Consider the following 21,583-nt stretch of genomic DNA (forward strand, 5'->3'; position numbering starts at 1 on the left):
CGGGCGCTGCAACGGTCAACCCGTTGCGGCAACCGCGGTCAACCGGTTGCCGCCATTGCGGTCAACCCGTTGCCGCTCCTGCGGTCAACCATCGGGATGGACCGGCCTTGCCTCGGCGGCGCCTCGCGTTAAGTTCGGCCCGACCCGAACCAGGATAAAAATCATGACCAGCGACGCCCAGATCCAGACCGCCCTGCCCGCTTTCGCCTCCGGCAATGTCGCCGTCATCACCGGCGGCGCCAGCGGCATCGGCCTTGCCGCCGCGAAACGCTTCGCGGCGATGGGCATGAAGGTGGTGCTTGCCGATATCGGCGGCATGCGCCTCGACCAGGCAAGAGAGGCGGTCGCGGCGATCGCCGGCGACGATGCCGTGCTTCCGATCCCCACCGACGTCTCCAAGGGAGAAGAGGTCGACCGGCTGGCGGACCTCGCCAACGGCGCCTTCGGCGCGGTGTCGGTGCTGATGAACAATGCCGGCGTCGGCAACAATCCGGGCAAGCCCTGGGAGAACCGCGACGCCTGGAAGCGGCTGCTCGACATCAATTTCTGGGGCGTCGTGCATGGCGTCGAGGCCTTCGCGCCGCGCATGCTCGCGGCAGGCGAACCGGGCCTGATCATCAACACCGGGTCCAAGCAGGGCATCACCACGCCGCCCGGCAACCTCGCCTACAACGTTTCCAAGGCCGGCGTGAAGACTTTTACCGAAGGGCTGGCGCACGCGCTGCGCAACGAGCCTGGAGCCAGGGTGTCCGCGCATCTGCTGATCCCCGGCTTCACCTATACCGGCCTGACCGAAGGCGCGACGGAAAAGCCCGCCGGCGCCTGGACCGGCGAACAGGTGATCGACTTCATGCTGACATCGCTGATGGACGACGACTTCTACATCCTGTGCCCCGACAACGACGTCGCGCGGCCGACGGATGAAAAGCGCATGGCCTGGGCGATCGGCGACATCATCGAGAACCGCCCTGCTTTGTCGCGCTGGCATCCCGATCACAAGGATGCGTTCGCGGCCTTCATGAACCGCTGACGGCTCTCAAGCCGCCGCCTTCTTCTTCGAGGCGTTCTTCCCGGCCGCAGGCTTCTTTGCGGCCGCGCCGCCGGTCTTGGGCGCATGCCCGGTACCGTTCTTTCCGGCCACGGCCTTCTTGGCCGCCGTTTCCGCGATCTTGCGGCCATGCCGCTTTGCCGCCGCCTCGCATTTGTCGCGGATTTCCTCGACCTCGGATTCCGTCAGGTGCTCGATGCCGATGAAATGATTGTGGGCGCGGCTGACCCTGATCAGCTCGTCCAGCTTGGCCTGGATCGCCGCGCCGTCGCGGTTCTGCGTGTTCTGGATCAGGAACACCATCAGGAAGGTTATGATGGTGGTGCCGGTGTTGATGACCAGTTGCCAGGTGTCCGAGAACCCGAAGACCGGGCCGCTTGCCGCCCATGCAACCACGATCAGCACGCAGATGGCGAAGGTCGGCGGCAGGCCCGCCAGATGCGCCACCCTGTTGGCTATCGTGGTGAAAACCCTTTCGATCATGCAAATCCTCGAAAACCGTGGACACGCGGACATTTGCGAAGAAACAAACTGCCGCTGCTTGCGGTTCCCAGGGATTGAACTTTCTTGGCCACAGCCGGTCGCAATCGGATGCACGCAAGAAGCGCAGCCGCGTGAAAAACCACCTTATCGGTTTGTTTGCGATAGTGCCGAGGCAGGCAAAGAAGCCTGTTCCTTCCGCTTCACGGCGGTTTACCTCCAGCCCCTTCCGCTGCGCCACCCCCGCATGGCGGAAGGGGCAACAATTCCCAAGAACAAGCGTAGCATCCAGACAGCGCCGTCATGCTTCTTGACGACGTTCTCTGCTGCGGGTCAGTGGGTATTATCTTCCCAACGGTCGAGGAAGGCTTCGATCGGCATGGCCTGCATGTCGGGGATTGCGCGCGCCAGTTTCTCCGGCGCCCAGTCCCACCAGGCGAGCGCTTCGATGCGCGCCGCGACAGCCGCCGGGAACCGCTGGCGCAGCGGCTTGGCCGGAACGCCGGCGACGATCGTGTAGGGCGCGACGTCGTGCGTCACCACTGCATTGGCGCCGATGACGGCGCCGTTGCCGATCGCAACGCTCGGCATGATGACCGCGCCATGGCCGATCCAGACATCGTGGCCGACGCTGACCGGTTTTGCCTGCCGCCGCGCGCGGAACTCCGTGTCGACGCCCAGCCAGCGGAAATACTCGTTCGGCCGGTAGCTGACCTTGTGCTGCGTCAGCCGCTCGATCGGATGCTCGAGCGCGTTGATGCGGCTGTTCGCGGCGATCGAGCAGAACTTGCCGATCGTCGTGTAGATCGCCTCGCAATGACGCTCGAAATAGGAGAAGTCGCCGACGCTCACCTCGCGCAGGATCACCCGCTCGCCGATCGAGGCATAGCGGCCGAGCTTGCAGCCTTTGAGCTCCGCGGTCGGATGGATGCGCGGCTCGGGATCCTTGAGGACGAGGTTTTCAGGACGGTCCATGACGCGGCTTTACGCTGGCGGGGACGCCCCCGCAAGCGCGACCTGCCCCCGGCTAAGCCTGTCGGGAAGCTATTGCGGCTTGCCCTTGGTCCACACCACGTTCTGGCCGTAAAGCGGCACGGTCGTGATCGACATCTTCGCCGAGCCGTTTTGCACCTGGCGCGAATGCGACAGATAGATCAGCGTCTCGTTCTTCTTGTCGTAGATGCGGTTCACCACCTGCTTCTTCCAGATCAGGCTGAGGCCTTGCTTGAACACCTCCTCGCCGCCCCCGCTCATGTCGATGTCGCCGATGGTGATCGGCCCGGTCTGGCGGCAGGAAATCGAGGAATCGGAGGGATCCTCGAACCAGTTGCCCTTGTGCAGCCGGTCGATGATGCTGCGGTCGAAATAGGCGACATGGCAGGTGACGCCATCGACCTTCGGATCCTTGATGGCGTCGACCATGATGTCGTTGCCGACCCAGTCGACACCCACTTTGCCCACCTCGTCAGCCATGGCCGCACCGGCGCTCAGGGCAAGACAAGCGGCGAACAAGCCGATCAGTTTTCGCAAGTAAGCCTCCACGGTTCACATTTGCCGATGTCAGGTGGGACGGGATCGTGGCGTTTGCAAGCCGCACGATGATCGAGAAGACCTAAGCCTGCCGGAAGGCCAGCATCTGCCGCAGCACGTTCGACTTCAGCACAAAATGCTGGACGAGCGCGCCGGCGATGTGCAGCAGCACCACATAGAGCAGGATGTTCTTGCCGAGGACATGCACCAGGCCTGCGCCGGGCACCTGCAGGAACCATGCCGCGGCGCCGGAAAGCGGCACGATGAAGATGAGTGCGTAGATCGCCAGATGCGTCAGCCTGGCGAGCAGCCGCAGCGCCGGATGCTCCATGCCCGATACCGGCGGGACGCCGCGGGTGGCCCGTAGCCACAGCCGCCAGGCGGCAAGGACCAGCACCGCGAGGCCAAGCACGACATGCATGTAGGCCAGCGGCCAGTCGCCGGCGGCGGCCTCCTGCCCGCGGCGCAGCGCGCGCCACACATGCTCCATGCCGTCATGGGCGACGAACTGGACCAGGATAAGCGCCGCGATGCTCCAATGCAGCCAGATCTGGGTCTTCGAATAGGATATTGGCGCGCCGGCCATCGGTTGCTCCATCATCAAAGTCTTATGGAAGATAGAAGATAGGTGGCCGGCAAAGCCGTTCAAATTAAGGATCGGTAAGGCGCAGCACCCCGACCGGCCTGCACCGGCAGCTTGCGGCAACGCGACATCTTTGCGCGCCCGGCGCCGACCCGTTAAGACTGTCGCCAAACTTGGCTTCCTGCCAAGGCAATGGCGACGGACATTCACTGATGATGCGTTCAATCCTGGTCGGCATTCTCGTCCTGATGGCGGCGGGCATCGGCTGGCTGACATTCGACTGGTACCGGGGCCACTATGGCGGCGAGCCCTTCGGCGCGCCCTTCACCCTGGTCGACCAGAAAGGCGCGCCGATCACCGAAGCGGCGTTCAGGGGCCACCCGAGCGTCGTGTTCTTCGGCTTCACCCATTGCCCGGAAGTCTGCCCGACGACCCTGTTCGAGCTTGCCGGCTGGCTGAAGACGATGGGCGACGGCGGCAAGAACCTCAACGCCTATTTCGTCACCGTCGACCCGGAACGCGACACGCCGGAGACGATGAACACCTATGTCAGCAATTTCTCCGACCGCATCACCGGCATCACCGGCGATCCCGACAAGGTGCACGCCATGGCCAAGGCCTTCGGCATCTACTGGAAGAAGGTCGACACCGGCGACGGCGACTACACGATGGACCACACTGCTTCGGTGCTGCTGCTCAATGCCAAGGGCGATTTCGCCGGCACCATCGCCTATGGCGAGAGCGCCGACACCGCCATCGCCAAGCTGAAGCGGTTGGCTGGCGGTGGGCAAACCTAATGGGGCAGACCAGGCTCCATTTCACCGCCAACAAGGTCGAGGCCGACCGCATCTTCGCGGCGCTCGACGCCGCTTTCGAGGATGATGGCCTGCCGATCGCCGTGCTGGAGTTCGACGAGGAGAAAGACATCCACGAAGTGTCGCTCTATGCCGATGGCGACGTCGATCCCGTCGAAGCGCGGGTCAGGGATATACTCGCCGGTCTTGGCCTGCCGAAGCCCGTCGAGCGCGAGGTCCTTCCCGATGTCGACTGGGTGTCGCGCTCGCTGGAAGGCTTGAAGCCGGTGCGCGCCGGCCGCTTCCTGGTCCATGGCTCGCACGACCGCGCCAAGCGCCACGCCGGCGACCTCGCCATCGAGATCGAGGCGGGCCTTGCCTTCGGCACCGGCCATCACGGCACCACCGCCGGCTGCCTTGAAATGCTGGACCTGGTTGTGCGGCGCGAGAAACCGCGCAACGCGCTCGACCTCGGCACCGGCAGCGCGGTGCTTGCGATTGCGCTCGCCAAGCTCGCGCATATCCCGGTGCTGGCGACCGACATCGACCCGGTCGCCGTCCGCGTCGCCGCGGCCAATGCCCGTCTCAACCATGTCAAGGCGTTGGTCGAGGCGGTGACGGCGCCCGGCTTCCATCATCCGATCTTCGCCAGGCGCGCGCCCTTCGACCTCATCGTCGCCAACATCCTGGCCCGGCCGCTGATGCGGCTCGCGCCGCAGATGGCCAAGCACATCAGCCTGGGCGGCTCGCTGGTGCTCTCCGGCATCCTGGACCGGCAGCGCGACGCGGTGATCTCGGCCTATGTCGGCCAAGCCTTCCGCCACGTCCGCACGCTGCATCGCGAAGGCTGGGTGACCATCCACCTCAAGCGCTGAAGCCGGCCATCCGCCGGCCGGCAGCGCCTGGTGTCTAGAACTTGACGCCGAGATTGGCCTTGAAGCCATTGTCGAAGGCGTCGGGACCGAACTGCCCGGCATAGGAAAGGCCAAGCGTCATATTGGCCGCAAGCCGGACGTCGAAGCCTACTTCGACCAGCATCGCATCCCTCGCGATCGGCACGCCGGCGATGCTGAAATCGTCGCCGCCGGCAAAGGCGAATGTCGAGGTCGGCATGACATCGCCATAGGTATGGCGCCAACCGAACATTCCGCGCGCCGTGGCCGAAATTCCGCCGAGCGTAACATCGGTCGAAGCCCTGACGCCGAGCGTGGTGAAGGTGGCATCGGTGGTCGAGCTGGCGCTGGTCACCGCGGCCGCGCCGCCCGTCTCGGCAAAACCGTCCGTGTGCAGATTGACATAGGCGAGATTGGCGAAGGGTTCGAAGGCAAACGGCCCGGCATCGGTCCTGTAGGCCAGTTCGCCGAAGGCCTGCGCGGTCCCGGCATCGTAATCGGCCGACAATTGGTCGGCGAATCCCTGGAAAGCGACCGAACGCGACGTCGAGATCCTGTGCCAGCTATAGGCAGCACCGGTGCGCAACGCGATCGAACCCCAATTCGTCCCGCCATAGACGCCGAGATGATAGTTGTCGCTGTCGCCGGAAGAATGCCGGTCGTCGACATCGAAGCTGGTGTGGCTGTAGCCGCCGACAAGGCCGACGCGCCAATCGCCCATCATGCCGTCGGCGCCCATCAGGAAACCGCCGGTCGAGCGGTCGAAAGCGGCGGCGTCGCCGTTGCTGTCGGCGCCACCCCAGGAACCGAAGCCCTGCCCCCATACGGCGAAGCGATCCGTATCCGCGGTCACCGGCTGAACGCCGTCCTCGCCATAGGCCATGACGGGCAGCGCCGCTGTCGTGCCGCTGTCGCCGAAGGCGGCGCGCAGGCGCGCCGTCACGGCGTCCTGCAGGAAGTGGCTGTCCTGGACGAGCGCGCCCTTGGCGGAAGCATGAAGCTCGCCCGACAATTGATCGAAGGCGTCCTGCGCCGCCGCATCGCTCGGCAGCGCAAGCACCGCGCTGGTCAGGGCGCTGCCGGCCGCACTGTCCAGCCCGGCGCCGGCCGCGATCTGGTTCGGTGTCAGTCCGGCCGAACCGAAGCTCTTCGTCTGGTCGATGTCGACGTAAGCGTGGGTTGCGTCGGAGACGGCTGTCGCGCTGAGGAAAGCGGAAAGCTGCGGATTGTTCACCGTGAAGGTGCCGCTGACGCTGCTGGCCTCGAGCACGGTATAGCGTGTGCCGGCAACGAGGCCGCCGGCGCCGACATTGGTCACGGTCAGGCCCGCGCCGCTGGCGATGGTGGCCGCGCCCGACGCATCGATCAGGTCCGATAGTCCGGCGGAATTGAGTTCCACCGCATAGGTCGAACCCGACTGGAAACTCGCGGCGCCGTTGACCGTCAGCGTCCCGATTGCGTTGTTGCCCGGCGCGACGGTGCCCGAAACATCGAGCGACTTGATCGTGCCTCCGCCGCCAAGCGTGGCGCCGCCGTCGACCTTGACGGCGGAACCGCCCAGCGAGCCGCTGACCAGCAGCGTCCCGGCCTCCACCTCGGTGGTGCCGGACAACGTGCTCGCGCCCGAGAGCTCGAACGTGCCGCTGCCCATCTTAGTCAGGCCGCCCGAACCCGAGAGAGTCCCGGAGAATATCGTCGACTTGCCGTTGCCGCCGGTCGTCAGCTTCGCCGAACCGTTGTCGACCGTGCCGGCGCCGGCGAGCGAGCCGATCGCCTGGCTGAAATTGTTCAGCGAAAGCGTGGCACCGCTCTCGACCGTATAGGCGCTGTAGGCGCTGAAAATATTGGTCGCGTCCGCCTTAAGCGTGCCCTCGGCGACATCCGTGGCGGTCGAATAATTGTTGCCGCCGGACGTGCCGGTGATCGTCAGCGTTCCGGAGCCCTTCTTGGTGAAAGTTCCCGACGGCGTATCGATATCGGCCATGGTCGCGCCGATGCTGAGATCGTACGCCTGCGTGTCGATGGCGCCGCCATTGGCCGTGAACTGGAGGAAGGTGTTGGGCAGGTCGAGATTGTCGGCGCCGGCCTGCAGCGTGCCGCCGTCCAGCGTGATCGGTCCCGTCCCAAGCACATGGTTGCCCGTGACCTGCAGCGTTCCTTCCTTGATGTCGGCTCCCGAGCCGAAACTGTTGCCGTTGTTGGTAAGGACGAGCGTCCCGCCACCGGTCTTGACGATTGTGGACGGGTCGCCAAACTCAAAAATCTGGCCGGCATAGGTCCCGGTTGCTCCCGAGCCGACATTGAATATCTGACTGACGTCGATCGTCATGTTGTTGTTGATCGTGACGCCGTCCTGGATGTCGATCACGGTTCCGTCGAATGCGGACAGCCATCCGGTGCCCAATGCGTTGTTGTCGTCCAGGCTGAGCGTGCCGGCGTAAAGATTGGTCCCGCCCGTATAGGTGCTGGCTCCGTTCAGCGTCAGCGTGCCGCTTCCGGTCTTGGTCAAGGACGCCGGACCGCCGCTCTCGCCGATACCCGACGACAGCGTGAGATCGCCATCGCTGGTATCGATCGTTGCCGACCCGTCGAGCGTGACGGTTTGCGCGAATATGCGCGCCCCGCCGCTGGCGCCGAATGTCGTGCCGCCGGCCATGGTCAGGCCACCGCTACCGAGCGCCGCGTCATTTCCGATCAGCAGGGTTCCGCCGCTCAGGATCGTCCCGCCGCTGTAGGTGCTTGCCCCCGTCAGCCTCAGCGTGCCCGACCCGACCTTCTCGATCGACAGCACGCCATCCTGTTCCTGGATCTGGGCGTCGAGCGTCGTGGTATCGGCGTTGACGCCACCAATCTGGAACGTGCCGGTCGAGCCGCTCGGATTGCCGTAATAGGAGAGGACACCGGAGCCTTCGACCGAGCCGAGCGTAAGCGTGCCTGATCCCGACAAGGAGATAGAGCCACCATTGAGCACAAACGTCGCGTTCGCTCCCGAAGCGTTGGCGCCGGAATAGAAGGCCAGACCGCCATAGGCATTGACGGTGTAGACAACGTTGCTGCCGGCATCAGCGTTCTGGAAATTGATGAACGACCCGGCCCCGCTGCCCGAATCGCCCGTGACCGTGAAGTTCTGGGTCGTGCCCGAAGTGTTGGTCACCCCGCCGAAGATGTTCAGATAGGCCGTGTTCGAGACATTGACCGTGTAGGCGCTGCCCGGATCGTTGAAGGTAACGGTCCCCGCGGAGTAGAGGCCCTGCGGTGGAGAGGCGCTGTAGGCCTGATTGAGATCGACGGTGGTGGTGCTCGCGCCCGCGCCGAAGATCACCGACGCAACATTCGAGTTGGGAACCGAGCCGCCGCTCCAGTTGCTGCCGATCGTGTAGTCGGAACTCGTCGCGCCGGTCCATTGCTGCGCGGAAGCGTAACCTGCCGTCAGCGCCAAGCCGGTGAGCGCCGAACTGGTCAGAAGGCCCCATCGCCATGCGCGCTTGGCGGCCCTATCGGCCGAATGGCGCCCGATACGCGAATTTTGCTTGTACACCCGAATCCCCAACCCTGACGCGATCAGGGGACCCCACCGCCCGATCAAACCCAGCACCAGCACAACAGATAGCTTGCCCGGCAGACCGCCGCATTTGCAAAAGATGGCCCGTGCTGACTTTTTCTGGTGTGAATTCCGTATGTTAGCAAAATCTGAAATTCCAATTGGATGTCGGCTTAGCTATGTGATTGAGGTAATCGCTGGCCCAAGCGCCCACAGGTTGAAAACCGCCAGACCCCATTGCACCTTGCCATGTCGCGAGAGCCGGAAATCGATTCCGATTTCCCGGAGCATCGGCTACGGTCAAACCCGCGGTGGCGTAAGAGGGAGCCAAAAATGTTCCAGACCTTTGATTCCGCTGGTGATCCGGCCGTCGGCAAGCCGCGCGTGGCGCTGCTGCGGCAATGGCTGGCCGAGAACGGCCTGGATGGCTTCCTTGTCCCCCGCGCGGACGAGCACCAGGGCGAATATGTCGCCGACCGCTCGGCGCGGCTGAAATGGCTGACCGGCTTTTCCGGTTCGGCCGGCGTCGCGATCGTGCTGCGCGACCGCGCCTTCATCTTCGTCGACGGCCGCTACACACTGCAGGTGCGGGGCGAGGTCGACCTTTCGATCTTCACCGTCGAAAGCCTCATCGACAACCCGCCGGCCAGCTGGATCAAGGACAATCTCGGCAAGGGCGCAAGGCTCGGCTTCGACCCCTGGCTGCACACGGTCGGCGAGATCAAGGCGCTGAAGGCGTCGGCCGAACAGTCCGGCGCGACACTGGTACCGCTCGACAGGAACCCCATCGACATCATCTGGAAGGACCAGCCGGCACCGCCGCGCGCGCCCGTCGAGATCCATCCGCAAAACCTCGCCGGCGAGCTTGCCAAGGACAAGCTGGCACGGCTGGCAGGCGCGATCGAGAAGGATGGCGCCACCCACGCCGTGCTGACCGATCCCTCCTCGATCGCCTGGGCCTTCAACATCCGTGGCGGCGACGTGCCGCACACGCCGCTGGCGCTCGGCTTTGCCATCCTCGCCGCCGACGGCAAGCATCAGCTGTTCATGGACCAGCGCAAATTCTCGCGGCAGGTCGCGGCCTATCTCACCCAGCTTGCCGATCTGCATGATCCAGGCGAGTTCGAAGCCGCGATCATCGAGCTCGCCAAGGGCGGTGCGAAAATCGCGCTCGATCCCGTGCTGGCGGCGGAGAAGCTCCGCATGCTGGTCGAGGACAATGGCGGCAAGGTCGTCTTGGCGGCTGACCCGGCGCGTATTCCCCGCGCCACCAAGAACCAGGCCGAGATCGCCGGCAGCCGCGCCGCGCATCGCCGCGACGGCGCCGCGGTCGCCAAGCTGCTGTGCTGGCTCGACCGCCAGAAGCCTGGCACGCTCGACGAAATCGACGTCGTCACCAAGCTCGAGGAAGTGCGCCGCCGGACCGGCGAGGAAACGCAGATGCCGCTGCGCGACGTCTCCTTCGACACGATTTCCGGCGCCGGCCCGAACGGCGCGATCATGCACTACCGCGTGTCGCGCGCCACCAGCCGTAAGCTGCAAAGCGGCGAGCTGTTCCTGCTCGATTCCGGCGGGCAGTATCAGGACGGCACCACCGATATCACCCGCACCGTGCCGATCGGCCAGCCAACGGAGGAGATGCGCGAGCGCTTCACGCTGGTGCTGAAGGGCATGATCGGCATCTCGACGCTGCGTTTCCCCGCTGGCACGCGCGGCTCGGAAATCGATGCCGTCGCGCGCATGGCGTTGTGGAAGCATGGCTGCGACTTCGCCCATGGCACCGGCCACGGCGTCGGCTCCTATCTCGCCGTGCATGAAGGGCCGCAGCGCATCGCCCGCACCGGCACCGAAAAGCTGCTGGCCGGCATGATGCTGTCCAACGAGCCGGGCTACTACAAGGAAGGCGCCTACGGCATCCGCATCGAGAACCTGATCCTGGTCACGCCGGCGGAGCAGATCGAGGGCGGCGACATCGCCATGCAGGGCTTCGAAACGTTGACGCTGGCGCCGATCGACAAGCGGCTGATCCGCACCGACCTGCTGCACCGGGATGAGTTGCAATGGCTCGACCGGTATCACGCCTGGGTTCTGGCCGAGATCGGCCCGATGGTCGATGGCGAAACGCTGGCCTGGCTGGAAAAAGCCACCGCGCCGCTGCCGCACGACGCAAAGATTTGAAACTGGCTCTTTCTCCCCGTTCTACGGGTAGAAACGCCCGGGAGGGCAATGAGGGGCAGTGCCGACGATCCGAAACGATCGCGCCAGCAAGGTCCTATCCGACGAACTGACGCGCCAGAATAAGGACAGCGGCCCCGGCCAAAAACATCGCCATCAGGCCGCCGCGCAGCGATACCAGCACCGTGACGATCAGAGCCGCCCATTCTGCCGGCCCGGCATGCAGCAGCTCCGGCGCTACGAGCGTCGTCAGCACGGCGGCCGGCACGGCGTTGAGGCCGGCCTCGACGCGCGGATGGATGGTCTCGAAACGCGAGATGACGAGGTGGCCGCCGACGCGGGTCAGGTAGGTCGCGACGGCGCCGGCGAGGATGATCCAGAAGGTCGTGCTCATGGCCGCTTGCCCACGCCGCTGTGGTGTGGCGGCAGGATCACCGCCAGGAGGACGCCGGCGAGCGCGCCGATCGAGACGTGCCAGGGCGAGCCGACGGTTCGATAGGCGATGATCGAGGCGACGGCGCTGGCGGCGACGACGGGCGCCCAGAGCGGCCGCTTGCGGAAGCCAAGCACCAGGCCGAGGAAATAGATCGGCAAAAGGAAATCAATGCCTAGCGCATGCGTGTCCGGGATCATCTTGCCGAATACGGCGCCCAAGCCGCTTTCGACCACCCAGAAGAGATAGACCGGCAGGCCGAGCCCCAGATACCAGATGAAGCCGACGGGGCGGCCGGACTCGGCCCTTGCCTCGGCGATGGCGAATTGCGGGTCGGTGAGGATGAAATAGCCGGCGGCCTGCTGCAGCACCGGCCAATGCGCGATCCGCCGGCCGATGCCGGCCGAATAGAGCACATGGCGGAAATTCACCGCGAAGATCGACAGCACGATCAGCCACGGCGCGACGTGCTGGCCGAACAGCTCGATGCCGACCATCTGGCTGGCGCCGCCATAGATCATGGCGCTCATCAGGAAAGCTTCGAGGACGGAGAAACCATTGTCGACCGCGATCGCGCCGAACAACACCGCGAACGGGGCCGAGGCCACGACGACCGGCATCGACAGCCGCACGCCGTCCCAGAAATCGCCGATGGTCCTGCCTTCAGAGATCGCTTCCGCCGTCATCAAGCCGCTCCTAATGCATGTCGCCCAGAAGCGTGCAGCGGTTCTGGGACAACGACATGCATCAACAAAAAGACTTAAAGCGCGTCGCCTGGATTGGTTTCAGCGCGACGCGCTTCAAGAGCGGCCTGATTTAGGGAGCGTCGTCTCGCTTGTCACACCAATTCGCTTGACCCAGCGATCAGCGGAACTGATTGCCGGGTTGCAAAGCGCCGAAGGTCTGCTGGCTCAGCTGACGAAATAGCGCTGCCATTCGAAGTCGGTGATATGCGACGCCTGCCAGGCATCGAACGCTGCCTGCTCGGCGCGGCGGCTTTCGGCGTAGTTGTCGCGGAATGCTTCGCCGAAAGCCTCGGCGCAGAAATCGGATGCGGCAAAGGCTTCGATGGATGCGTTCAGCGTGCGCGGCAGCTTCGGCTTGTCGAGATGGGCAAGGTTGGACGTCACCGGCGCCTCGAGCGGCAAATCCTTCTCGATGCCTTCGCAGCCGGCCGCCAGGATCGCGGCGATCGACAGATAGGGATTGACGTCGGCGCCCGGCGCCCGGTGCTCGAACCGGCAGGCGGCGTCGTTCGGCGTGGTGATGGCGCGGATCGGCGCCGTTCGATTTTCGAACCCCCAGGCGACGTCTTCCGGCGACCACGCGCCGCGATCGAAGCGGCGGTACGAATTGACCGTCGGCCGAAAGAAGATATGCGTCTCCTGCATGCGATTGAGCACGCCGGCGAGGAATTTTTCCGCGACCGGCGTCAGCCGGTTCGGGCCGGCGGCGAAGGCAGGCTTGCCGTCGCGCCACAGGCTGACATGGTGGTGCGCGCCGCAGGCGCTTTCCTTGCCGGGCGGCTGGAAGCGCGTCATGAAGGTGGCGACCAGTCCGCGCTCGGCGCACAGCTCGCGCAGATGCAGCTTGGCGCGCATGGCTGCATCCGCCGCGGCGAGAGCGCTCTTCGGCGTCAGCGCATATTCATACATGCCGTAGCCATATTCGGTCACCAGCGAGGCGACGCCGATGTCGATGCTCTTCATGCGCGTGATGAACTCGGCGGCGAAATCCTGGTACTCGCCGCTGCGCACCAAGTCGTAGTTGATCAGCGAATGGCCCCACGGCTTCAGCTCGCGATAGCGGCCGGCGCGCATCAGATCGTGGTCGGCGTGGAAGATGCCGAACTCGTATTCGAGCGCGAATTTCGGCTCGTAGCCGAGCGCCCTGGCGCGCTCCTCGACGCGCGCCAGCACGCCGCGCGGATCATACGGACAGACCGCGCCGTCGAGCATGTAGGAGCGCGTGATGGCCGAGGCGAACTTAGGCTTCCAGCCATGCTGCACGACCGTGTCCGGATCGATGATGCCCTTGATGTTGGGAAAGCCGTTCTCCTCATTGGCGCTCGGCGAAGCGAAGGCCACGTCCCCCATCGGTTGCCCGTCGCCATGCGTGACGCAATAGAGAATGGCGTTGATCGCCTCGCCATAGGTGGAAAGCTTCAGCGGCGTGATCTTGGAGCGCACGACGCCCGACGTGTCGACCGTATGCACCTCGACGAACTCGACGCCGCGCTTTGCAAGCTCTGCCTGCAGCGCCTCGAGCTTCGGCGCATATGCCGCCACCCTCTCCTCAAATTCCACGTTCAACCCTCCACCAGGAAATGACTGAGCTATTTGGCGTTGCGACGCAACAGAAGCGAGAACAGCTCGTCTAGCTCATGCCGGCCGCTGATGCCGCTTGGCCGGAACGCCATGCAAAGCACGATGACCACGCCGAGCGCCACGCCCGACAGGCCGAGCAGCTGCGGCATTTGGATACCCGCGACGGTCACGCCGGACTCGATGCTGCGGATGAATTCCAGCCCGATCGAAAGCACGATGACGCCGGTGACGGCCCCTGTCACCGTCGCCATGCCGCCGAGAATCAGCATCGCCAGCGTGTTGAAGATCATCTGGAAATAGAACAGCTTCGGGCTGATCGTGCCGGCGAAATAGGCGAAGAGCACGCCGGCGAGCCCGCAGATCAGCGCCGACAGCACCCACGACATCAGCCGCAGTTTCTTGGCGTCGATGCCGAGTGCTGCCGCCGCCTGCGGGCTCTGTGCGCTGGCGCGCAGCTGCAGGCCCCAACGGCTGTCCTTGAACAGCCGCGCCAGAACGATCGCCAGCACCGCGAAGACCAGCATCCATGGCAGGCCGACCACTTTCGGAATGCCGAAGAAAGCCTGGTTGCCCTTGAACAGGTCGGTCCAGTTGAGGAATACCGAGTGGACGATGATCAGCAGCGCCAGGCTGACGATGGTCGCCGCTACCCCCGACAGCCGGCTGATCACCTTGCCGCTGACCAGCGCCACGATGCCGACGACAGCGAGCGCGATGATCGCGGATGAAACCGGATCAAGCTCCAGCGTCGCAAAACCGAAAGGCGCGTTGGGGATCGACAGCTTCTTCATGGCAAGCGGCGTCGACAGGATGGCGACGCCATAGGCGCCGAGCCCGACAAAGGCGCTGTGGCCGAGATTGGCGATGTTGGAATTGCCCATGAACACCTGCAGCCCGACCACCACGATCAGGTTCACGAAGGCGCCGAGCGCCAGGAAGGTGTAGTAGGTCGGCGCGAAGTTCAGCACCAGGAGCCCGATCACCAGCACCGGCAGCGCCGTGACCAGCCCGCCGATCAGCGAGCGGACAAGCGCATTGCTGGATCGCTTTGCGCCAGTCGGCGCCGCCATCTGGTCGACCGCTTGCGAGAGTTCGGAGCCTGTCACGTCAGATCTCCCCGCCCTAAATCTCTTTATCGCCGAGTTCGATGCGCTGGCCGAGCAGGCCTTCCGGCCGGTAGACGAGCAGCGCGACGATGATGGCGTAGGTAAGCGCATCCCTGAAGCCCGCATATTCCTGCGGCAGGGCGACGAGCAGGCCGACTTCGATGAAACCGAGCAGCATGCCGCCGACAGCGGCACCGGGCAGCGAGCCGAAGCCGCCGATGACGCAGGCGACGAAGGCCTTCAACACCAGGCCGAAGCCGAGATCTGGCGAGACGCTGCCGCGCCGCGCCAGGATGAAGACGGCGGCGACACCCGCCAAGGCGCCTGAAATCGCAAAGGCCGTGGCAATCACCCGGTTGGCCTTGATCCCCATCAGCCGCACCGTTGCGAAGTCGCGCGAGGCGGCGCGGATGGCGAGCCCCAGCGTCGAGCGGTTGAGGAACAGCACCAGCGCAAGGATGGTCAGCCCCGAGACGATCAGTTCCATCACCTGCAATGACGACACGGCGAACGGGCCGAAGAACCACATCTGGTTCAAGCCGTTGAGGATCGAGACCGACTGCGGCTTGGGCGAGATCAAAAGCATGAAAAGGTTCTGCACCACGATCGACACGCCGAAGGCGGTGAGCAGGCCGGTCGTGGTCGGCGCGTAGCGCACTGGACGGAAGGCGACGCGCTCGAACACGACCGCCGCCAGCGCCGCCATGCCGACGGCAAGCAGCACCGCGACGAAGGGCGAGGTCAGCCCGAGCGCGGCAGCCAGGAATACGCTGTAGGCCGAGACGCCGATGATTTCGCCATGCGCGAAATTCACCAGGCCCATGATCGAGAAGACGACGGCGAGCCCGAGCGCCACCAGCGAATATTCGGCGCCGAAGGCGAGCGCGTTGAGAAGCTGCTGCAGAGCATAGTCCATCTCGCCGCCTACCCGCCGATATAGAGGTTGAACAGGCCGTGCTCGTCGGCGAGCTTGGCCGGCGGTCCGTCATAGCGCAGCGTGCCCGAGCTCACGACATAGACGCGGTCGGCGAAGCGCAGCGCCTGCTTGGCGTTCTGCTCGACCACCAGCAGCGTCAGCCCTTGCGCCTTCAGCTCGCCGATGAAATCGAAGATGCGCGCCACGATCTTGGGCGCCAGCCCGAGCGACGGCTCGTCGAGCAGCAGAAGCTTCGGCCGCGACATCAGCGACCGGGCGATCGCCAGCATCTGCTGCTCGCCGCCCGAAAGCGTGCCGGCCGCCTGGCCGAAGCGTTCGGAAAGCACCGGAAACAGCGACAGGAACCGTTCGATGTCCTGGCGTACGCCCGCGGGGTCGCGCCTTGTCGCGGCCCCCAGCCGCAGGTTTTCGCCGACGCTCAGATTGGAGAAGATGTGCCGGCCTTCCGGCGTCGAGGTCAGTCCGGCGCGGATGCGATCCTCGGTGCGGACATGCGAAATATCCTTGCCGTTGAGCACGATGCGCCCCGAAGCCGGCGTTACCAGGCCGGTCAGCGCATTGATGGTCGAGCTCTTGCCGGCGCCGTTGGGCCCGAGCAGGGCGACAAGCTCGCCCTGCCCGACCTCGAGCGACAATTCGCGCACCGCCGTGACGGCGCCGTAGCGCACGACAAGCTTCTCAACCTTCAGCACCTGGTCCCCGCCCCGCCTTAGTTCAACGCCGGAACGAAGGTCGGCGGCGTGTCGGTGATCAGTACCCGCTTGCCGTCGGCAAAGCCCATCACCGGCACAGCCTTCACCGGATAACCCTTCTTCTCGGCGAAGGAGATCGTCGGCGCCGTCGTGCCTGGATAGCCGCCCGGTGCCCGGATCGCCTCGCGCAAGGCTGCGGGGTCGACGGTGCCGGCCTTCTTCGCCGCTTCGTAGCTGATCTGCACCATGTCGGCGCCGAGCGCGTCGAAGATGCCGTTGATCTTGTAGCCGTCGGCCTTGCACTGGGCGAGGAATTTGTCGATCGGGCCGTCGACGCCCGTCGCGCCATGGGTCGCGAACATCACCTTGTCCAGCGATTTCGGATCGCCGACGGTGCCTTCCAGCGACTTGTCGTCGAAGGCGTCGCAGCCGGCCACCCAGCCGTCATAGCCATTGGCGCGCAGCTGGCGGATGAGGATGCCGACATCCGGCAGCACGGCGCAGATATGGATCGCGTCCGGCTTCTGCGGCAGCGCCTTGATCGAGGCGATCTGCGGCGACCAGTCGGTGGTGCCGTAGGAATAATTGAACTTGCCGACCACCTTGCCGCCGAGATGCTCGAACACCTCGCCGAACCATTCGGGCAGCTTTTCCGAGTAGGAACCGGCGTCGGGCGACACCATCAGCGCGACAGTCCGCGCACCCTTGCCGTAAAGCGCGTTGGCGGTGGCCGAGGCGTTGATCGGATCGGGCACGGCGCCGGCGATGAAATTGTCGAGGCCGGCCTGCTGCATCTCGAGCTGCGTGTTCGGCGCCGAGAACACGGTGGCGCCGTAAGGCTGCGCGGTCTGCGCCATCGGGATCAGCGCATCGGGAAACGGCACGCCGGTGATGATCTGCGCGCCGGCATCGAGGAATTTCTGGCCGAGCGAAACCGAAAGCTGCGGGTCGGAGCGGTTGTCCTCGATCATCAGCTCGACCTTGGGATCGTTCGCGCCCGCAGCCTTGTTCAGTTTGTCGGCCATGCAGCGCGCGCCCTCCGCCTCGCTGTAGGGCGCGTAGGCGCCGGTCATGGCGACCGCGAGCCCGATCTTGAGATCGGCGGCGCCAGCATGCCCTGCCTGCAGCAGGCCGGCGGTCAGCACCGCGGCTCCCAGCAAAATCTTTTCCATTCTACCCCTCCTTCCTCTCGTTGTGGTTGTTCTTCCCGGGCCCTCAGGCTGTCTCCGACTGCCCGACATAGACCTCGATGACGCGCGGATCGCGCCACACTTCTTCCGTCTCGCCCGAAGCGATCACCTGGCCCTGGTCCATCACGCAAAGCCGGTCGCAGAGCCGGTTGATGAAGCGCAGGTCGTGGTCGATGACAATGGTGGCGCAGCCGACGTCGCGGCGGATGCCTTCGATCGCCATCGCCAGCGTCTCCGACTCGACCTCGTTGAGGCCGGCCGCCGGCTCGTCGAGCAGCAACAGCGACGGCGCCAGCGCCAGCGCGCGGGCGATCTCGAGCCGGCGCTGGCTGCCATAAGGCAGCGTGCCGGCCGGGCTGTCGGCGAAGCCCGCCAGCCCGTATTGCTGCAGCAGCTGATCGACGCCGATCCGACCGGCGGCGTCGGGGCGCACGGCGCGGCAGGTGATATGCGCCACCTCGACGTTCTGGCGTACAGTCAAATCCTTGAACAGCTTGATGGTCTGGAAGGTGCGGCCGACCCCTGCCCGCGCGCAATGCTCCGGGCTGCGGCCGGTGATCTCCTCGCCCGCCAGGCGCACGCTGCCGCTGTCCGGTTTGAGCACGCCCGAAATGGCGTTGACGAGGGTCGACTTGCCGGCGCCATTCGGACCGATGAGGCCGAGAATCTCGCCGGCCTCGCAGGTCAGCGAGGCGTTGCGCAACGCCTGCACGCCGCCGAATGTCTTGCTGACTGCCTCAACCGACAGCATCGGTCATCTCTCCCATTCCCGGCCGCTGGCTGTTCTCCTGTCGGCCGGTCAAAAGGATGCTAGTCCCCCGACTTTTCCAGAACAAGTATTTTTTTCCATTTTAGAAAAATTCTTGAGCGGAAAGGCCTGGACCCGTCGATCAGGCGCCTGCCCGCGGCGGCAACCCGTCGCGCGGCACGGTGTTCGACATCAGCATGATGACGGGCTCGTCGCCGAGCGCGACATAGGCGTGCTGCATTTCGCCGTCGAACAGAATGCTGTCGCCAGGCTGCAACACGGTCGGGTCGTAATGGAGCGTGTGGAGCTGCAGGCTGCCGCTCAGCACGTGGATGAACTCCTCACCCGAATGGCTGCGCCAGCCGCCGTTTTCCTCGAAGTTCCTGGCGTGCAGCGTGACGCGCCAGAAAATGTTGGTCTTGTCGCGGAAATCGCTGCACAAGACCTCGAATTCCATGGCATTGCCTTCGTGCAGGATGCCGCTGCCGGCGCGCGTGATCGAGCGCCGCGCCTGCGGTCCGGGCTTCGGGCTGAACAGGAACGAGGCCACCGGCACGTGCAGCACGCCGGCGATCATCAGCGCGATGTCGACCGTCAGCCTGGCTTTGCCGTTCTCCAGCTTCGACAGTTGCGAGACGGAAAGGCCGGAGCGCTCGCTGAGGTCGCGCAAGGTGATGTTTTGCTGCTTGCGCGCGTCGCGGATCTTGCTGCCCACATTGCCTTGCATCGTCCACGCCCATGGCTGTCGTGTTTCCAATTCGACAAGCTCTAGCGTTCCGCTATTTGAGCGTCCAGCCTTTAGACGGCTACGGCTGATTGCGGCCATAAGGATATCGCGACGGTGGCAAAGGCAGCCTCCAAGATGCGGCTGATGCGTTCGAATGTTTCCGGATTGGCCAGGAGATCGTTGCGGACCTCGAGGTAGAGGCAGGGCCGGCCCTGTTGCAGCCCATGCCGGTTCAGCGTGTAACCGACAGCCTGGCGCCAGTCGTAAGGTTCGTTGTCGCCGATCCTGAAGCCTGCGTCCGCGCCCTGGGTCCTGAGCGTTTTCAGCACCGCGGTGACGAAGGGCGACTGGTCCCGCCACAGCACGCCGATATCGACATTGCGCTGCACCCCGCCCATCACCGGCGTGAAGGAATGCACCGAGATCAGCGCCCGCCTGCCGGCGGTCGCTTCGATGATCGCCCGCTCGACCGGCGCCCAGGCGACAAGCTTGCGCAGCCGCAAATCCGCGGCATCGACTGCCAGATTGCCCGGCACCGGAATGCCGCCGAGGTCCGGCCGCATGAAGTCCCATTCCTCGGCCGGTCGGTTGTAGTCGAGGAACAGCCGAGAATAGCGCGCGATCACCGCCGGCGCCCGCAACGTTTGCGAGAGCCGCCGCGTCAGCGCATCGACACCAATATCGACCGCGAAATGGGTGCCGAGATAAGGCTCTGCCAGGCCAAGGTCGCGCCACGCCGCCGGCACGGCGTTGCCGGCATGCTCGGCGATCAAAAGATAGGGGCTGGCCGCTTCCGGCAGCAGCCGTTCCACCCCGGCCGCGGCAAGCGCCGCGACCGCCGCATCGCCAAGCTTTTCAAGGCCCCGCACGGTCGGATGCCGCTGGCAGTCAGGCGATGACGGAGCGGACATGGTAAGCTTTCGCCGCCGTCGCCTCGATCAGGCCGGCGCGCCCGTTGGTGCGCCCGAGACCGGAGTTCTTGATGCCGCCCCACGGCAGATAGAGGTCGGCATGGTCGCAACGGTTGAGATAGACCGTGCCGGCCTCGACCTCGTCGAGCAAGGTCACGCCGCGCTCGACATCGCGCGTCCAGATCGAGGCGCTGAGGCCATAGTCGCTGTCGTTCATCAGCCGGATCGCTTCGTCGTCACCGCTCACTGCCTGGACGCAGGCCACCGGCCCGAACAGCTCGTCGCGCATGATCTGCATGGTATGATCGACGCCGGTCAGCACTTCAGGCGCGACATAGGCGGTCCCGAGCTTTGCCGCCTTGAGCGCGCCGTCCTGCGGCATCAGGCGCTTCGCCCCTGCCCGCACCGCGCTTTCGGTAAGGCCGCGAATGGTGTCGGCCGCGACCGCGCGCACAACCGGACCGACCATCGGCTTTTCGCCGATCGGGTGGCCGATGGACCATTTCGCCGTCTCGGCGACCAGCGCCTCGACGAAACGGTCGTGGATCGAGCGGTCGACATAGATGCGCTCGACCGAGCAGCAGGACTGGCCGGCATTGGAATAGCTGCCCTCGGCGATCAGCGGAACCGCCGCTTCGAGGTCTGCATCCGAGCGCACATAGGTCGGATCCTTGCCGCCGAGCTCCAGATGCACCTGGGTGAAAGTGCCGGCCGCCGCCGCATGCACGCGCCGGCCGCCATTGACCGAGCCGATGAAATTGACGGCGTTGAAGATGCCCGACGCGATGAGGCGCTCGGCATCCGGATGGTCGAGATGCAGGCTCTGGAAAACGCCTTCCGGTCCGCCGGCGGCCCGGAAAGCCTCCTCGGCAAGCTCCGCGATCAACGGGGTCTGCGGCGAATGCTTGAAGACCACCACATTGCCCGCGGCAAGCGGCGACGTGACCAGATAGCCAAGCATGGCGGTCGGGTAGTTCCAGGCGCAGATCGAAAGATGCAGGCCGCCCGCCACCGGCCTAGCGTAGCGGCGGATGCTCTCGTCCGACGGATAGGGCATGTCGGCCAGCGTCTCGGGGGCGGCGCCTGCAAGCAACTCGCCGATCAGCGCCAGGCGCGGCGTCTCGTCGGCCTGCCATAGCGGCCTGCCGATCTGCCATGCCACCGCCTCGGCCAGCGGGGCGGCGCGCGCCTTCATCTCCTGGCCGAAGCGCAGAAGGATCGCCAGGCGCTCGGCCAGCGGCGTGCGCCGCCAGCCCGGCAGCGCCGCGCGGGCCCGGGCAACAGTCGCCTCGATCGTCGGGCCGTCCGCATAGCTGCGCGTGGCGTAGATCGAGCCGTCGACAGGAGAGGTCACCGAAAATGTCCGCGTGCCGGAATGCAGGTTCATGGTCTTGGAATCCACCCATAGGAAGCTGTCGATCGCGGCACGATATCGCGATTTTCCATTTTGGCAAATTTTTTCGAATAC

The 21,583-nt window shown here is 65.1% G+C and carries 19 protein-coding genes and 1 pseudogene; 4 read left to right on the top strand and 16 right to left on the bottom strand.

The features are described 5' to 3' along the window. Nucleotides 1-163 precede the first annotated feature (163 nt). Complete coding sequence (locus LB572_RS03690; protein ID WP_224666758.1) at nt 164-1,030, top strand: SDR family NAD(P)-dependent oxidoreductase; 867 nt, start codon at nt 164-166, stop codon at nt 1,028-1,030. Between the two features lie 6 nt (nt 1,031-1,036). Here the strand turns inward: LB572_RS03690 and LB572_RS03695 are convergent, their stop codons facing one another. The 4 genes from LB572_RS03695 to LB572_RS03710 all read right to left on the bottom strand — a co-directional run bounded on the left by LB572_RS03695 (nt 1,037) and on the right by LB572_RS03710 (nt 3,644). Then, entirely contained in the window at nt 1,037-1,531 is a 495-nt protein-coding gene (locus tag LB572_RS03695; protein ID WP_181179646.1) for a low affinity iron permease family protein, read from the bottom strand. Between the two features lie 330 nt (nt 1,532-1,861). Continuing rightward, nucleotides 1,862-2,503: a DapH/DapD/GlmU-related protein gene (locus LB572_RS03700; RefSeq protein WP_224666759.1), complete on the bottom strand. Its 642-nt coding sequence runs from the start codon at nt 2,501-2,503 to the stop codon at nt 1,862-1,864. A gap of 69 nt (nt 2,504-2,572) precedes the next feature. Beyond that, nucleotides 2,573-3,001, bottom strand: coding sequence for a CreA family protein (locus LB572_RS03705; RefSeq protein WP_224666856.1), 429 nt, complete (start codon nt 2,999-3,001; stop codon nt 2,573-2,575). 139 nt (nt 3,002-3,140) lie between these two features. Beyond that, on the bottom strand, nt 3,141-3,644 hold the full coding sequence (locus LB572_RS03710) for a cytochrome b (protein ID WP_181179648.1): 504 nt from the start codon (nt 3,642-3,644) through the stop codon (nt 3,141-3,143). A gap of 209 nt (nt 3,645-3,853) precedes the next feature. Here LB572_RS03710 and LB572_RS03715 point away from each other — a divergent pair, with 209 nt between their 5' ends. After that, nucleotides 3,854-4,438, top strand: coding sequence for an SCO family protein (locus LB572_RS03715; protein WP_224666760.1), 585 nt, complete (start codon nt 3,854-3,856; stop codon nt 4,436-4,438). Continuing rightward, on the top strand, nt 4,438-5,310 hold the full coding sequence (locus tag LB572_RS03720; RefSeq protein ID WP_224666761.1) for a 50S ribosomal protein L11 methyltransferase: 873 nt from the start codon (nt 4,438-4,440) through the stop codon (nt 5,308-5,310). The genes LB572_RS03715 and LB572_RS03720 overlap by 1 nt, the downstream gene beginning before the upstream one ends. Nucleotides 5,311-5,344: 34 nt before the next feature. Here the strand turns inward: LB572_RS03720 and LB572_RS03725 are convergent, their stop codons facing one another. After that, nucleotides 5,345-8,866: an autotransporter domain-containing protein gene (locus tag LB572_RS03725; protein ID WP_224666762.1), complete on the bottom strand. Its 3,522-nt coding sequence runs from the start codon at nt 8,864-8,866 to the stop codon at nt 5,345-5,347. A gap of 336 nt (nt 8,867-9,202) precedes the next feature. Between LB572_RS03725 and LB572_RS03730 the strand changes: the two genes are divergently transcribed. Beyond that, nucleotides 9,203-11,047, top strand: a complete 1,845-nt coding sequence (locus LB572_RS03730) for an aminopeptidase P family protein (RefSeq protein WP_224666763.1) — start codon at nt 9,203-9,205, stop codon at nt 11,045-11,047. Nucleotides 11,048-11,141: 94 nt separating this feature from the next. Here LB572_RS03730 and LB572_RS03735 read toward each other — a convergent pair whose 3' ends face one another. The 11 genes and pseudogenes from LB572_RS03735 to LB572_RS03785 form a co-directional block, all read right to left on the bottom strand. Further along, entirely contained in the window at nt 11,142-11,438 is a 297-nt protein-coding gene (locus tag LB572_RS03735) for an AzlD family protein (protein ID WP_140806929.1), read from the bottom strand. Beyond that, entirely contained in the window at nt 11,435-12,163 is a 729-nt protein-coding gene (locus tag LB572_RS03740) for an AzlC family ABC transporter permease (RefSeq protein ID WP_224666764.1), read from the bottom strand. Before LB572_RS03740 ends, LB572_RS03735 begins: the two co-directional genes overlap by 4 nt. Nucleotides 12,164-12,388: 225 nt before the next feature. Further along, on the bottom strand, nt 12,389-13,783 hold the full coding sequence (locus LB572_RS03745; protein ID WP_224666765.1) for a glutamine synthetase family protein: 1,395 nt from the start codon (nt 13,781-13,783) through the stop codon (nt 12,389-12,391). Nucleotides 13,784-13,812: 29 nt separating this feature from the next. Continuing rightward, nucleotides 13,813-14,910 (bottom strand): branched-chain amino acid ABC transporter permease, encoded by a 1,098-nt coding sequence (locus tag LB572_RS03750; protein ID WP_224666766.1) that lies wholly within the window; start codon nt 14,908-14,910, stop codon nt 13,813-13,815. Between the two features lie 16 nt (nt 14,911-14,926). Then, the gene (locus LB572_RS03755; RefSeq protein WP_224666767.1) at nt 14,927-15,826 is read right to left on the bottom strand and encodes a branched-chain amino acid ABC transporter permease; all 900 of its coding nucleotides are present in this window, start codon (nt 15,824-15,826) and stop codon (nt 14,927-14,929) included. An 8-nt stretch (nt 15,827-15,834) separates the two neighbouring features. Further along, on the bottom strand, nt 15,835-16,539 hold the full coding sequence (locus LB572_RS03760; protein ID WP_224666768.1) for an ABC transporter ATP-binding protein: 705 nt from the start codon (nt 16,537-16,539) through the stop codon (nt 15,835-15,837). A gap of 17 nt (nt 16,540-16,556) precedes the next feature. Then, nucleotides 16,557-17,711 carry an ABC transporter substrate-binding protein gene (locus tag LB572_RS03765; RefSeq protein ID WP_224666769.1) on the bottom strand — a complete coding sequence of 385 codons (1,155 nt, stop codon included), beginning with the start codon at nt 17,709-17,711 and terminating at the stop codon, nt 16,557-16,559. Nucleotides 17,712-17,754: 43 nt separating this feature from the next. Beyond that, nucleotides 17,755-18,420 (bottom strand): annotated as a pseudogene (locus LB572_RS03770) (ABC transporter ATP-binding protein); the annotation flags it as partial. A 199-nt stretch (nt 18,421-18,619) separates the two neighbouring features. Next, nucleotides 18,620-19,204: a helix-turn-helix domain-containing protein gene (locus tag LB572_RS03775; RefSeq protein WP_140806936.1), complete on the bottom strand. Its 585-nt coding sequence runs from the start codon at nt 19,202-19,204 to the stop codon at nt 18,620-18,622. Between the two features lie 71 nt (nt 19,205-19,275). After that, nucleotides 19,276-20,115, bottom strand: a complete 840-nt coding sequence (locus LB572_RS03780; RefSeq protein WP_224666771.1) for an N-formylglutamate amidohydrolase — start codon at nt 20,113-20,115, stop codon at nt 19,276-19,278. After that, nucleotides 20,093-21,502: an aldehyde dehydrogenase family protein gene (locus LB572_RS03785; RefSeq protein WP_224666772.1), complete on the bottom strand. Its 1,410-nt coding sequence runs from the start codon at nt 21,500-21,502 to the stop codon at nt 20,093-20,095. The genes LB572_RS03780 and LB572_RS03785 overlap by 23 nt, the downstream gene beginning before the upstream one ends. Nucleotides 21,503-21,583 lie beyond the last annotated feature (81 nt).

Origin of the sequence: Mesorhizobium sp. BH1-1-5, assembly GCF_020165615.1 — a bacterium.
Taxonomy (GTDB): Bacteria; Pseudomonadota; Alphaproteobacteria; order Rhizobiales; family Rhizobiaceae; genus Mesorhizobium.

Bases quoted from the DNA above. Each gene is read 5' to 3' on its own strand.
- LB572_RS03690 (WP_224666758.1), top strand. From the start codon at position 164: ATGACCAGCGACGCCCAGATCCAGACCGCCCTGCCCGCTTTCGCCTCC.
- LB572_RS03695 (WP_181179646.1), bottom strand. From the start codon at position 1,531: ATGATCGAAAGGGTTTTCACCACGATAGCCAACAGGGTGGCGCATCTG.
- LB572_RS03700 (WP_224666759.1), bottom strand. From the start codon at position 2,503: ATGGACCGTCCTGAAAACCTCGTCCTCAAGGATCCCGAGCCGCGCATC.
- LB572_RS03705 (WP_224666856.1), bottom strand. From the start codon at position 3,001: ATGGCTGACGAGGTGGGCAAAGTGGGTGTCGACTGGGTCGGCAACGAC.
- LB572_RS03710 (WP_181179648.1), bottom strand. From the start codon at position 3,644: ATGGCCGGCGCGCCAATATCCTATTCGAAGACCCAGATCTGGCTGCAT.
- LB572_RS03715 (WP_224666760.1), top strand. From the start codon at position 3,854: ATGATGCGTTCAATCCTGGTCGGCATTCTCGTCCTGATGGCGGCGGGC.
- LB572_RS03720 (WP_224666761.1), top strand. From the start codon at position 4,438: ATGGGGCAGACCAGGCTCCATTTCACCGCCAACAAGGTCGAGGCCGAC.
- LB572_RS03730 (WP_224666763.1), top strand. From the start codon at position 9,203: ATGTTCCAGACCTTTGATTCCGCTGGTGATCCGGCCGTCGGCAAGCCG.
- LB572_RS03735 (WP_140806929.1), bottom strand. From the start codon at position 11,438: ATGAGCACGACCTTCTGGATCATCCTCGCCGGCGCCGTCGCGACCTAC.
- LB572_RS03740 (WP_224666764.1), bottom strand. From the start codon at position 12,163: ATGACGGCGGAAGCGATCTCTGAAGGCAGGACCATCGGCGATTTCTGG.
- LB572_RS03755 (WP_224666767.1), bottom strand. From the start codon at position 15,826: ATGGACTATGCTCTGCAGCAGCTTCTCAACGCGCTCGCCTTCGGCGCC.
- LB572_RS03765 (WP_224666769.1), bottom strand. From the start codon at position 17,711: ATGGAAAAGATTTTGCTGGGAGCCGCGGTGCTGACCGCCGGCCTGCTG.
- LB572_RS03775 (WP_140806936.1), bottom strand. From the start codon at position 19,204: ATGCAAGGCAATGTGGGCAGCAAGATCCGCGACGCGCGCAAGCAGCAA.
- LB572_RS03780 (WP_224666771.1), bottom strand. From the start codon at position 20,115: ATGTCCGCTCCGTCATCGCCTGACTGCCAGCGGCATCCGACCGTGCGG.
- LB572_RS03785 (WP_224666772.1), bottom strand. From the start codon at position 21,502: ATGAACCTGCATTCCGGCACGCGGACATTTTCGGTGACCTCTCCTGTC.